Here is a 12,848-nt window from a genome sequence, read left to right on the forward strand (position 1 = left end):
ATGGGGGATTGAGAGTAGCGCGATTTGGCGCCGACGCAATCAGGCCGGTTCAGTGTTGCGGGAGCGATCGGACGATGCGGTGGAGAGGACGTTACCAAGAGCGCTCTGCTTGTCGCGGCGGCGTTGCACCGAAGAGGGAATGCGCATGGCTTCGCGGTACTTCGCGACCGTGCGGCGGGCAATATCAATGCCCGAGGCGCGTAACCGTTCCACGATGGTGTCATCCGACAGGATCGCGGACGGATCTTCCGAGTCGATCAGCTGCTTGATGTGGTGACGAACGGCTTCGGCCGAATGCGCCTCGCCGCCATCGGCCGATGCGATCGAGGCGGTGAAGAAATATTTCAATTCGAATGTGCCGCGATTTGTCGCCATGTACTTGTTGGCGGTGACGCGCGACACCGTGGATTCATGCATCTGGATCGCGTCGGCAACCGCCTTGAGATTGAGCGGCCTCAAGTGCGCCACCCCATGCGTGAAGAAGCCGTCCTGCTGGCGCACGATCTCGGTCGCAACCTTGAGGATGGTGCGGGCGCGCTGGTCGAGCGCGCGCACGAGCCACGTCGCGTTCTGGAGAGCGTCGGTGAAATAGGACTTGTCGCCGTCCTTGCCGATCTTCTTCGACAGCTCGGAATAGTAGGTCTGGTTCACCAGCACGCGCGGCAAGGTGTCGCTGTTCAGCTCGACCTGCCAGCCGCCGTCGGGACCCGGACGAACATAGACGTCCGGCACCATGGTCTGCAGGCGCGACGTGCCGAACTTCATGCCGGGCTTGGGATTGAGCCTTCGGATTTCGCCGATCATGTCGGCAATGTCCTCGTCGTCGACGCCGCAGACTTTGCGCAGGCCCGCGATATCGCGCTTGGCGAGGAGATCGAGATGTTCGACCAGCGCCTGCATCGCCGGGTCGTAGCGGTCGAGCTCGCGGAGCTGGATCGCGAGACATTCACTCAAATTACGCGCGCAGACACCGGGCGGATCGAATTTTTGCAGCACGGCGAGAACCTCCTCGACGTCCTGCTGCGATGCGCCAAGCCGCTCGGCGGCCTGGCCGAGATCCGCCGGCAGATAGCCGGCCTCGTCGACGAGGTCGATCAGGTATTGCCCGATCATGCGCTGCGCGGGCGCGGAGAAGGCCACCGCGAGCTGCTCGGCGAGATGATCGGAAAGTGTGGTCTCGGCCGCGACGAAGGCTTCGAGATTGTAGTCCTCGTCGCCGGATGCGCCGCCGCCCCATTCGGTATAGACGCTCGGCGCCGCATCCTGGGCCTTGCGCGCGGCCGCCTCGGCCGGCTCCTCGGAAAAGACGTTGTCGAGCCCGGTGTCCAGCGTCTGCTCGATCTCGGCGCGGGTGCCGAGATCCTTGCTCATCCACTCTTCCTGGCCCGGCTCGAACGCCTCGCCGGTGCCTGTCTCGTCAGCATTGCTGCCGCCCGATTCATCGGAATCGTTGAACTCGGCTGCCTCGGCCGGGGCTTCGCCGCCGGCCGGCTCGTCACTGGCCCGTTCCAGCAGCGGATTGCGCTCGAGCTCCTCCTCGACGAAGGTCGTGAGATCGAGATTGGACAGTTGCAGCAGCTTGATCGCCTGCATCAACTGCGGCGTCATCACCAGCGACTGCGACTGCCGGAACTCTAATCTCTGCGTCAGCGCCATGAAGCAAGAACCGTTCCCAAAAATTTGGTCCGATTTTTGCTTATCCTAGTCCGGGCCCGATGTACACGCCTTGACGAAATGGAAAATCGGGCTAGAGCCCCCCCCTTTCCGATTAAATCGGAACGGGGGCTCTGGCTTTTAGTTTTGACGCGTTTTCTTCACGCGAACCGGTGTCCACTTCGCTGGAAAACGCTTTAGAGGCGGAACTCCTCGCCAAGGTAAAGGCGGCGTACGTCCGGGTCGTTGACGATCTCCTCCGGACTGCCCTCGGTCAGGATTTCACCGGCATAAACGATATAGGCGCGGTCGGTCAGGCCAAGGGTCTCACGCACATTATGGTCGGTGATGAGCACGCCGATACCACGATTGGTGAGGTGGCGAACGAGGTCCTGAATGTCGCCGACCGCGATCGGATCGATGCCCGCGAAGGGCTCGTCGAGCAGCATGTAGTTCGGACGCGTCGCCAGCGCGCGCGCAATCTCGACGCGGCGCCGTTCGCCGCCGGACAGCGCGATCGACGGCGATTTGCGCAGGCGCGTGATGTTGAATTCGTCGAGCAGGGCGTCGAGCTGCTGCTCGCGCTTCTTGCGCGAAGGCTCGACCACTTCGAGCACGGCGCGGATGTTCTGCTCGACCGTGAGGCCGCGGAAGATCGAGGCTTCCTGCGGCAGATAGCCGATGCCGAGCCGGGCGCGCTGATACATCGGCAGCTTCGTCACGTCGTGCCCGTCGAGCTCGATCGCGCCGCGATCGGCGTTGATCAGGCCAGTGATCATGTAGAACACGGTGGTCTTCCCGGCGCCGTTGGGGCCGAGCAGGCCGACGGCTTCGCCGCGGCGCACGTAGATGCTGACGCCGCGCACGACCTGGCGGCTGCCAAAGCTCTTCTCCACGCTATGCACAGCCAGAAAGCCCGGCCGCCTGAGAAGCTGCGGGCCACCCGAACCGTTGGGCCTGGCGGCCGCCTGGGCGGGCTGGGCCGGTTGCGGACGCGGCCGCGGCTCGGCGCGGAACTGGTCCGGCGCCTGGAGCGGCTGATCACGCGCGATCGGCGGCGCATCCCGGACCGGACTGGCCATGAGACCACCGACTCTGTCGCCGAGCGCGGTGATGTCCTGACGCGCGAATCCTGGCCGGCCGCGTTTGGCGGGGCGCCGACGGAACATGCTGAGTAAATCGACCATCCCCGCCTTCTAGCCTTTCACGGTGATCCCGCGACCTGCTGCGCGTGTGCGATTCGCTCGCGCAGCATGAGTGAAAGGATGCCTCCTGCCCAGGAGACACCCTTGATAGCGGCGGATCCCGCCTCGAAAGCCCGTTGGGTAGATACAATCTTGTCGGGCAAGCTTCAACCTCGGATCGCCCGCGTCCGATTTAAGTGATTGAATTCACTTTTGGAATTTACTTTTGTTTACTTGCACCCGGCAATTGCAGAGGCGGACCAGCCCCTGGCTTGCCCGCCCCGCCGCAATCGCTGCCGCCGCCCTGCGGCAAGAGAGCCTGCACCTTGCCGCTGTCGGATTCGACACGGGACACGCCGGTGGTCATGTCGACCATCAGCCGGTCGCCGCGCAGAACGTTCTTGCACTGCGTCAGGACCACGCCGCCGAGCATGGTGATGAGGTTGGTCTTGGTGTCGAAGATGGCGGTCTCGCCCGTCACCACCTGATCCTTCTGGGTGACGACGACATTGCCGCGCGCTTCCAGCCGCTTGATCGCGGAGCTGCCGCCCGGACCCGGCGTCGCCGACTGCATCGGCGCGGACTTCGTACCCTTCGCCGCCGTGGGCTGCGGCGCTGCCGGCTTGTCGCCGCCCGATTCGTAGAACACCACCAGCGTCTTCGAGGTCATGGTGGTGTCGCCTTGCACGACCTTCACATTGCCGGCGAAGGTCGCCTCCTTCTTCTTGTCGCGCATCTCCAGCGAAGCGGCTTCGATCTGGATCGGCTGGTCGCGGTTCTGCGAAAAGCCCTGCATCGCGTTGGGCACGCCTTGCATGGTGCTCTGCGCATGTGCCGCGCCCGTTGCGATCAGCGCGACACCGAAGACGAATGCAGCCGCGCCGACGGCCACGCCAGCCTTGCATGCACTGCGCTGAAAAAACTTGGCCATGAAAATCATCTTGAATTGGCAGACTTGTTCTGCGGCGTGCGCGTTTTCGCCGGCGGGGTTGGTTCAACAGGTGCAGGCGGAGCAGCAGCCGGCTCATCCGTGCTCAGCTTGTCCAGATGCATCACGACGTTGCCCTCGAAGCGGATGACGTCGCCGCCTTCGGCGATGCGCAGCCTGTCTGCGGACAGCGTGCCGTTGGTGAGCTTGACGTCGACATGGTCATCCGAGGAGACCGTGCCCTTGCCCATGTCGACGAAGGCGGAGTTGAGCCGCGCCTCGTAGCCGGTCGAGGTACGCAGGAAGATGTCCTTATGGAGGTCGAGCTGCTGCTGCTTGTTGTCGAACCGTCCGGTGCGGGCATCGAGGAACAGGGTCGATTGATCTTCCATCAGCACTTTCGCGCGCAAGTCCGAGAGATCGACATGGTCGGGGTCGGTGATGTCCTGCGTTGCGGTCTTGGCCCAGAGCTCGTAGGGCCGCTGGTCCGGCGTGTAGCCGGCAAGATGCGGCGATTCCATGGTGATCTTGGTGCCCGACACCACCAGGTTTCCGGAATCGAGCGGCAGTTTCGGCATCAGCATGCGGAACGGATTGAAGATCGACACGCCGATGATCGCAGCCAAGGAGAGGAGCACCGTCGCCGGCACCGCGATGCGCAGAATCCGGACGAGGCGGCTGTGCCGTGCCGCGCTGGCAAACTTCGCCGCAAGCGCGGCGTCGTAGGTTGGATTCTGGGCCGAGTTCACCAATGCTCCGGGGCGTCGCTAGCCTTGTCCAGTCCAGGCCTGTCCAGTCAAAGGCTCCAATCGAGGACGCCCCATTGTACCCGGCGGCGCCGGAATATGCAGCCTGCGACAGGCCGTTACGACTGTGTCCGAAACGGGGCGCAGGCCTGCTTAAGACCCCTCTTTGGCAGCCGGCCGGGGCCTTCAGGAATGCGCGAAAATGTCCTCGGCCTCCCAGCCCTGGAGGTCGAGCCGGGCGCGCGTCGGCAGGAAGTCGAAGCAGGCCTGGGCCAGCGCCGTGCGGCCCTCCCGCACCAGCATGGCATCGAGCCGCTCGCGCAAGCCATGCAGATGCAGCACATCGGAGGCGGCGTAAGCGAGCTGCGGCTCGGTCAGGCTGTCGGAACCCCAGTCGCTGGATTGCTGCTGCTTGGAGAGGTCGACATTGAGCACCTCGCGCACGAGGTCCTTGAGGCCGTGGCGGTCGGTATAGGTGCGCGTCAGGCGGGAGGCGATCTTGGTGCAGTAGAGCGGCTCTGCCATCACGCCGAAGGCCTGGTACAGAACGGCGATATCGAAGCGCGCGTAATGAAAAATCTTGGTGATCGCGGGATTGGCGAGCAGCGCCTTGAGGTTCGGCGCATCGGTGTGCCCCTTCGGGATCTGCACCACGTCGGCGCTGCCGTCCCCGGGCGAGAGCTGCACCACGCAGAGCCGGTCGCGATGCGGGTTCAGCCCCATCGTCTCGGTGTCGATCGCCACCGCTCCGGTGTAGCGGGACAGATCGGGCAAGTCGCCGCGATGCAGGCGTACGGTCATGGCGTTTCAAAACCTCAGTCTAGTCGGTGCGTCGGCACAATGGGCTTAATCGGGCTGCCCGCGATGTATCCACTGCAGGCGGGTCGCGCAAGCGCCGGCTGTTCCCCGGCAGGCGCCGTCAGATCGCCGCCAGCATGATGCAGATCATCGCCGCCACGGTAATGCGGCTCGCGCCATCGCGGAAGGTGTAGATGATGGGATCATCCGGCATCTCGCGGCGGTGCGCCATCATCAAGGCGCGGCCGAACCAGTACAGCAGCAGCGGGTTGAGCAGCCACAGCATCCAGGGACGGCTGTACAGCGGCGTCACCGCCGATGACGACACGTAAAGCGAAAACACCGTCACCGCGTTCATGGCGCTCGCAGCCGCCATGGCGGCGATGACGTGCAGATCGGTAATCCTGTAGTCGCGATTGGAGGGATCGGCGAGCCCTGCGCCCTGGCGCATGCTGAGCTCGCTGAAACGCTTGATCAGCGCCAGCGAGGTGAACACGAATAACGAGAAGATCAACAGCCATTCCGACAGCACGACGCCGACGCCAACCGCGCCAGCGATGATGCGCAGCGTGTAGAGGCCGGCGAGCGTCACGACGTCGACCAGCATCTTGCGCTTGAGCACCAGCGAATAGGCGATCGTGGTGGCGAGATAGGCGCCGAGCACACCAAGGAAGAGGGGGGAGATGCAGAGGCTGGCCGCGACCGCGAAGCCCCAGAGCGCGGGGATCGCGAGCAGCGCGGAGGAGATCGGCAACTCGCCCGCAGCGAGCGCGCGATGGCGCTTGGTCGGATGCTGCCGGTCGGCTGCGAGATCGAGCAGGTCGTTCATCAGATAGGCGCCGGACGCGCAGGCCGAGAACGCCAGAAACGCCAGCAGCGCATAGCCGAGCGTTGCGAAGTGCATCTGATGTGCGGTGATGGCCGGCACGAACACCAGCGTGTTCTTGGCGTATTGGTAGACACGCAGCGCCTTCGCCCAGGTCTGGAAGCTGGCACGACGGCTGGTGCCGCGGTCATTGATGCGCTCGATCGCGGCGCGATCGAACGGCACGGCACCGGCAGCGAGATCAGCCGGCGCAACGACGCCATCGAAGCCGAGATGCGCGGCGATCCCCGCCGCATGACGAGCGAAGCGGCCAGCGGCGAGATAGATTTTTTCACCCCGCGCCCGGGCCGCCAAGGCCCGGTTCAGCACATCGGCGTCATAGGGCAGATGGGCGTAGTCGATCTCTGTCTGCGAAAGCACGTCCCCAACCGCTGCCGGGCTCAGCGCTCCCTTCGCGCGCAGGCGGGCGAACGCCCCACCGACATCGGCAAAGAACGCCTCATAGGCCAGCTCCGAGCGTAGCAGGGCGCCTTCGAGATCGACGACAAGGGTGCGCGCAGGCGCCGGGGCCGCCGACGGCTCCGCCGTGCCGGATTCGTACTGCCAGACAGGCTGCTCCATTCGAAAACGCTCTACTGACCGCGACATGACCGGCCCAAAGCCGGGGAGCAGGGAAATGGACGGTCAGACCCTAGGGGATCATTCGCTAAGGGCGGCTTAATTTGGTCGGAGAGGGTTAAGCCGCAGCCGGGGGATGCCGACGACAATCGGCACAAAAAAACCTGCGAATTCGGACCGTTTAACGGATCTTTGGCCGCCGGGCTGTTGCATGGATCCCACAATCCAGCGCGAGCTCCATATACCAGCGCAACTTGTGCATGCGGCATCGTGGAAATCCGCCCGGTCCACCCTATCTGTGGCGAGCTTCTCGCCCCCCTTCCTCTTTCATCATGATCAAGTGCCATGACCGAACAGACGCTCGCAGCGCCGATCGACGATCAACAGGAACGCCAACGCGGCTTTTCGCGCTACCAGTCGCTCCTCATCGCGCTGCTCGCGTTCACGCAGTTCACGATCATTCTCGATTTCATCATCATGTCGCCGCTCGGCGCCATCCTGATGCCCTCGCTCAACATCACGGCCGCGCAATTCGGCGTCGCGGTTTCGGCCTACGCGTTCAGTGCGGGAGCCTCGGGGATCCTGGCCGCGGGCTTCGCCGATCGCTTCGATCGCAAGCGCCTGCTGCTGTTCTTCTATGTCGGCTTCACGCTCGGAACCCTGCTCTGCGCCGCCGCGCAGAGCTACCATGTGCTGCTGCTCGGCAGGATCGTGACCGGATTGTTCGGCGGCGTGATCGGCTCCATCGTGCTGGCGATCGTCACCGACCTGTTCCCGCTACACCTGCGCGGCCGCGTGATGGGCTTCGTCCAGACCGCGTTCGCCGCGAGCCAGGTGCTCGGCATTCCGGCCGGGCTGTTTCTCGCCAATCACTGGAACTGGCATGTCTGCTTCGTTGCGATCGTCGCACTGTCGATCGCAGCGATCGTCATCATCGCCTTCGCCATGGAGCCGGTCGACGCGCATCTGCGGCTGAAGCAGGACAAGAACCCCTTCCACCATTTGATCGCGACCGTCGGACAGCCGCGCTACACGCTGGCCTTCGCGGTCACGACGCTGCTGGCAACAGGCGGCTACATGCTCATGCCGTTCTCCAGCGCCTTCACCGTGAACAATATCGGCATCGACATCCAGCATTTGCCGACCATCTATCTCGTCTCCGGCCTGTTCAGCATCGTCACCGGGCCGCTCGTTGGCAGGGCGAGCGACGCGTTCGGCAAATATCCGACCTTCGTCTTCGGCAGCGTGGTGTCGGTGATCATGGTGCTGATCTACACCCATCTCGGCCACGTCTCGCTCGCGACCGCGATCCTCGTCAACGTCCTGATGTTCGTCGGCATCTTCTCACGCATGATCCCGTCGCAGGCCCTGATGTCGGCGATCCCCGATCCCAGCCAGCGCGGCTCGTTCAGCGCGGTCAGCGCCTCATTGCAGCAGCTCTCCGGCGGGCTCGGCTCGGTGCTCGCCGCAGGGATCATCGCGCAAGAGCCGGATGGTTCGCTGCTCCATTTCGACCGGCTCGGATACATCGTCGTCGCGACGTCGATCGTCTCGCTGTTTGCGATGTACTTCGTGCAGAAATCGGTCGCGAACCGGGCCGGCAGGCGGGTGGTCTGAGGGCGAACGTGGCCGATTTGGCGCGATAGGGGGGTCGTCGCGACGGCGATGCTTGGATCGTCGCCCGGCTACCTCCACTGATCGGAAGCAGCCCCATTTTGCGCCGAAATTCCGCAAAATGGTGCCCAGGAAAGGACTCGAACCTTCACGGCCGTTAAGCCACTGGCACCTGAAGCCAGCGCGTCTACCAATTCCGCCACCTGGGCATGCCTGTGGGGCACGGGGGCGGTTACTACGGATCGGTGACGCGCTTGTCAAATCATGAGTAGGGATGCGGATTGCGCATCGCAAACCGGCCCGATACAAGCCTCCTCAAGACGCACTCTTCCCGCAGGAATGGACCGCCATGGCTACGAATCTGGACACGCTCGTCACGGTTTTCGGCGGATCGGGGTTTTTGGGCCGCAGCGTCGTCCGCGCGCTGTGCAAGCGCGACTACCGGGTCCGGGTCGCGGTCCGGCGGCCGGAACTGGCCGGCTTCCTCCAGCCGCTCGGCCGGGTCGGGCAGGTCCACACCGTGCAGGCGAATTTGCGCTACCCCGCCTCGGTCGAGGCTGCGCTGCGTGATTCGCATGTCGCGATCAACCTCGTCGGCATCCTCACCGAGGGCGGCGGGCAGACCTTCGATGCCGTCCAGGCCAAGGGCGCCGAGACGGTCGCCAAGGCGGCGGCCGCTGCCGGCGCAGAGATGGTGCATGTCTCGGCGATCGGCGCCGACGAAGAATCGCCCTCGCGCTACGCCCGGGCCAAGGCCGCCGGCGAGAAGGCGGTGCTATCAGCGGTGCCGTCGGCCACGATCTTCCGCCCCTCGGTGATCTTCGGCCCGGAAGACCAGTTCACCAACCGCTTTGCGGCGCTGGCACGGATGTCGCCGGTGCTGCCGCTGATCGGCGGCGAGACCCGGATGCAGCCGGTCTATGTCGGCGACGTCGCGACCGCGATTGCGGATGCGGTCGATGGCAAGGCTAAGAAGGGCGCCACTTACGAGCTCGGCGGGCCGGAAGTGCTGACGATGCGCGAAATCATCGAGACCATTTTGGCCATCACCGACCGCAAGCGGATGCTGTTCCCGCTGTCGTTTGGGCTCGCCCGCTTCCAGGCCAACTTCCTGCAATTCGCGCCCGGCGCGTTCAAGCTGACGCCGGACCAGGTCACGCTGCTCGAGCGCGACAACATCGTGTCGGATGCGGCCAAGGCCGCCGGCCTGACGCTGGAAGGCCTCGGGATTGCGCCCGATTCGCTCGAGGCGATCGCCCCGCAATATCTCTGGCGCTTCCGCGCTGCCGGGCAGTTCCAGCGCATGATCGTGTAGAGGCGACCTTCACCTCGCCCCGCTTGCGGGAGAGGTCGGATTGCGAAGCAATCCGGGTGAGGGGGTACAGGTCTCTCAGCAGTCTCAAGCGTGGAGAGAGGCCCCTCACCCCAACCCTCTCCCCGTAAGGACGGGGCGAGGGAGCGCGCTACCGCCGCAGCCGCAGTGCAATTCCTTCCGACATCAGAACTTCAGCTTCTTGAAGATCGCTTCCGGCAGCGCCTTGATGATGAGCATCACGAGGCGCCATTTGTTGCTGACATAGACGACGTCGGTCCGGCGCTGCACGGCGTTGAGGATGGCGTCGCCGACCACCGGTGCCTCGACGGTCAGCGGCCCGATCAGCTTCATGCCCTCGGTCATCCTGGTGCGGACGAAGCCGGGCTTGACGGTGACGACGTGCACGCCGCCACGGCTGGCGCGGGCGCGCAGGCCCGACAGGAACGCCGAAAATCCCGCCTTGGCGGAGCCGTAGACATAGTTCGAGGCGCGGCCGCGGTCGCCGGCAACGGATGACACGCCAACGATCGTGCCGTTGCCACGCGCCAGGAACTTTTCCGCGAACAGGCCGAGGATCAACGCAGGCCCTTCGTAGTTCGAGCGCATGATCGTCGTGGCGTGATCGAGATCGCTCTGCGCATTCTCCTGCGTGCCCAGCAAGCCGACGATCGAGACGACGACATCCGGCAGCGCCGGAAGGCCGCCGGCGAAGGTTTCGAACGACGCGGTGTCCAGCACATCGAACTTCCAGAGGGTGACCCCGGCATTGTAGCGCGCGCGCAGGTCGGCGGCGTCAGGCTCGAGCACGGCGACGTCGCGCCCGGCGAGCTGCACGTCGTATCCGGCCTTGGCGAAGGCGCGCGCGGTGGCGCGCCCGATGTCGGAGGAGCCACCCAGCACCAGAACGGACTTGCGCGATGTCACGGCTGCACCTCATCAAACAGACGCTGCGAGAGCTTTGATCGGATTTTTCCGGCGGGATCGAGCGATTTGCGGATCGCCTTGAAGCGTTGCAAGGCCGGATAGCCGGCCTCAAAAGTTGCGCGCGACTGGCGCGCGTCTTTTGCGAGATAAAGCCGGCCGCCGGCGGCGACGACCAGGCGGTCGATCTCGTCGAGGAAGTTCAAGATGTCGCCCTTCATCGGGAAATCCAGCGCCAGCGTGTAGCCAGGCATCGGAAAGGACAGGATGCCGTCGCCCTGGCCGAGCTTCTTCAGCACCGCGAGGAACGAGGCGTCGCCGCGCCTGGTGACACGATCGAGAATGTCGCCGAGCACGTCGCGCGCGCCGTGCTCCGGAATCACGCATTGATGCTGCAGGAAGCCGCGGCGGCCATAAATTCGGTTCCAGTCAGTGATGCTGTCGAGCGGAAAGAAGTAGGGGAAGAGCGAGACAATGTGGCTCGCGCCGGCGCGCCTTACGCCCATGCGATAATAGAGCTCGTTGAAGGCGCGGACGCTGTAACGGTTCAGCGTGAAGGACGGCAGGTCAACGGGCACGGCGAGCCCGGAATCCTTGCCAACCGGAAATGCATAGGCACCGTCGGGAAGCTCGCCTCTGCCAGCGTGCTCGCCGAGATAGATCAGCGAGCGGCCGAGCTCTCGGCCACGCGCCACGCAGTCGATCCACGCCACCGAATAGGTCGCGGAATCGCCGGCATCGAGCTCGCGCATCGCCGCGTCCAGATCGGATGTCGAGACCACCCGCTCGCGGATCCAGCCGGTCTCGACCGGCCGGAGCCGCATGGTCGCTTCCAGGATGACCCCGGTCAGGCCCATGCCGCCGATGGTCGCGAAGAAGGCGTCGGAGTTCTGCTCGCGCGAAGCCTCGATGGTTTCGCCCTCTCCCGTGCGCAGCAGAATGCTGTCGACATAGCGGCCGAAGCCGCCCTCGCAATGATGGTTCTTGCCGTGGACGTCGGCGGCGATGGCGCCGCCGATTGATACGAACCGCGTGCCCGGGACGACGAAAGGAAGGAAGCCGTGCGGGCCAAAGGTATCGATCAGGTCCGACAGCAGCACGCCGGCTTCCAGGCGAATGCGCCCGGTCGCCCGATCGAACGACCTGACCCGGTCGAAACCCGTCATCGTGATGGGCTGGCTAGCCCCGATTCCAGCGTCGCCATAGGCGCGGCCGTTACCCCTGGCCACAGTGCCGGCTGCGCCGGCGACGGCCTCACCGACCGCCTCAAACGACCGCGGCCGCAGGACATCGGTATCGACGACCGGGAAGCGCCCCCAGCCACTGACGAGGGTCATCATTCAGCTCCTTTGCCGGGCGCGCGCCGCCCGGCCTTGGAAACTGCCTACCAATCAAATGCTTATTTTACGTTGAGGTCTGGATGCGACTTTTGCGGATTACCGCCCCAGCGCCAGCGCGATCAGGCCGACCGTCCCGACGATCACGCGCCACCAGGCGAAAACCACGAAGCCGTGGCGGGTGACGTATTCGAGGAACGTCTTCACCACGATGATCGCGGTGATGAACGACACCACAAAGCCGATCGCGACAATGCCCATATGGTCCATCGTCATCTCGGACCGGTTCTTGTAGAAGTCGTAGGCGAACGCGCCGATCATGGTGGGGATCGCGAGGAAGAACGAAAACTCGGCCGCGGCGCGCTTGTCCGCGCCGAGCAGCATGGCGGCGACAATGCTGGCGCCGGAGCGCGACACGCCGGGGATCATCGCCACGCACTGCGCGATGCCGATATAGAGATACGTCAGCAGCGGAAATTTGGTGGCATCATGCTCGCGCGGCTTGAGATCGAGCCGGTCGACCCACAGCAGAATGGCCCCGCCGACGATCAGCGTGAAGCAGACCACCCACGGATTGAACAGCACGCTCTTGATGTATTTGCCGGCGAGAAGGCCGACGATGACCGCGGGCAGGAACGCGACCAGCACGCCGATCACGAAACGGCGTGCATAGGCATCGCCGGTGAACATGCCGATCGCGACATCCCACAGCTTCCTGAAGTACAGCCCGACGATCGCGAGGATCGCACCGAGCTGGATCAGAACCGTAAACGAATCCCAGAAGGCGCCTTCGCCAAGGCCGAAGAAGCGCTCCGCGAGCAGGAGGTGACCCGTCGAGGAAACAGGGAGGAACTCAGTCACGCCCTCGATGATGCCGAGGATCACTGCCCGTATTGCGTCTGACATAT

11 protein-coding genes and 1 tRNA gene are annotated in these 12,848 nt (G+C 64.5%); 2 read left to right on the plus strand and 10 right to left on the minus strand.

The features are described 5' to 3' along the window. Positions 1-39 precede the first annotated feature (39 nt). The 6 genes from rpoN to K289_RS0102885 form a co-directional block, all read right to left on the minus strand. Positions 40-1,656, minus strand: a complete 1,617-nt coding sequence (gene rpoN / locus K289_RS0102860) for an RNA polymerase factor sigma-54 (RefSeq protein WP_027550089.1) — start codon at positions 1,654-1,656, stop codon at positions 40-42. A gap of 194 nt (positions 1,657-1,850) precedes the next feature. Next, positions 1,851-2,840 carry an LPS export ABC transporter ATP-binding protein gene (gene lptB / locus K289_RS0102865; protein WP_027550090.1) on the minus strand — a complete coding sequence of 330 codons (990 nt, stop codon included), beginning with the start codon at positions 2,838-2,840 and terminating at the stop codon, positions 1,851-1,853. A gap of 217 nt (positions 2,841-3,057) precedes the next feature. Beyond that, positions 3,058-3,768: an LptA/OstA family protein gene (locus K289_RS0102870; RefSeq protein WP_027550091.1), complete on the minus strand. Its 711-nt coding sequence runs from the start codon at positions 3,766-3,768 to the stop codon at positions 3,058-3,060. A gap of 5 nt (positions 3,769-3,773) precedes the next feature. After that, the gene (lptC, locus tag K289_RS0102875; protein WP_027550092.1) at positions 3,774-4,514 is read right to left on the minus strand and encodes an LPS export ABC transporter periplasmic protein LptC; all 741 of its coding nucleotides are present in this window, start codon (positions 4,512-4,514) and stop codon (positions 3,774-3,776) included. Between the two features lie 183 nt (positions 4,515-4,697). After that, the gene (locus K289_RS0102880) at positions 4,698-5,312 is read right to left on the minus strand and encodes a ribonuclease D (RefSeq protein ID WP_027550093.1); all 615 of its coding nucleotides are present in this window, start codon (positions 5,310-5,312) and stop codon (positions 4,698-4,700) included. A 118-nt stretch (positions 5,313-5,430) separates the two neighbouring features. Beyond that, positions 5,431-6,756 carry a UbiA family prenyltransferase gene (locus tag K289_RS0102885; protein WP_027550094.1) on the minus strand — a complete coding sequence of 442 codons (1,326 nt, stop codon included), beginning with the start codon at positions 6,754-6,756 and terminating at the stop codon, positions 5,431-5,433. Between the two features lie 342 nt (positions 6,757-7,098). On the opposite strand from K289_RS0102885, the gene K289_RS0102890 reads away from it, so the two are divergent. After that, a complete protein-coding gene (locus K289_RS0102890; protein ID WP_027550095.1) occupies positions 7,099-8,370 on the plus strand; it encodes an MFS transporter in 1,272 nt (423 codons plus the stop codon). A gap of 119 nt (positions 8,371-8,489) precedes the next feature. Here K289_RS0102890 and K289_RS0102895 read toward each other — a convergent pair. Continuing rightward, positions 8,490-8,576 (minus strand) — tRNA-Leu (locus K289_RS0102895). Positions 8,577-8,716: 140 nt separating this feature from the next. Here K289_RS0102895 and K289_RS0102900 point away from each other — a divergent pair. Next, entirely contained in the window at positions 8,717-9,682 is a 966-nt protein-coding gene (locus K289_RS0102900) for a complex I NDUFA9 subunit family protein (RefSeq protein ID WP_027550096.1), read from the plus strand. Positions 9,683-9,865: 183 nt separating this feature from the next. On the opposite strand, the gene K289_RS0102905 is transcribed toward K289_RS0102900, so the two are convergent. From K289_RS0102905 to K289_RS0102915, 3 genes are all read right to left on the minus strand, one after another. Continuing rightward, positions 9,866-10,606 (minus strand): SDR family oxidoreductase, encoded by a 741-nt coding sequence (locus tag K289_RS0102905; RefSeq protein WP_027550097.1) that lies wholly within the window; start codon positions 10,604-10,606, stop codon positions 9,866-9,868. Next, positions 10,603-11,940: an FAD-binding oxidoreductase gene (locus K289_RS0102910; RefSeq protein WP_027550098.1), complete on the minus strand. Its 1,338-nt coding sequence runs from the start codon at positions 11,938-11,940 to the stop codon at positions 10,603-10,605. Before K289_RS0102910 ends, K289_RS0102905 begins: the two co-directional genes overlap by 4 nt. Positions 11,941-12,039: 99 nt before the next feature. Beyond that, positions 12,040-12,846, minus strand: coding sequence for an undecaprenyl-diphosphate phosphatase (locus K289_RS0102915; protein ID WP_027550099.1), 807 nt, complete (start codon positions 12,844-12,846; stop codon positions 12,040-12,042). Positions 12,847-12,848: the final 2 nt, after the last annotated feature.

The sequence above is a fragment of the Bradyrhizobium sp. Cp5.3 genome, assembly GCF_000426265.1.
GTDB lineage: Bacteria > Pseudomonadota > Alphaproteobacteria > Rhizobiales > Xanthobacteraceae > Bradyrhizobium > Bradyrhizobium neotropicale.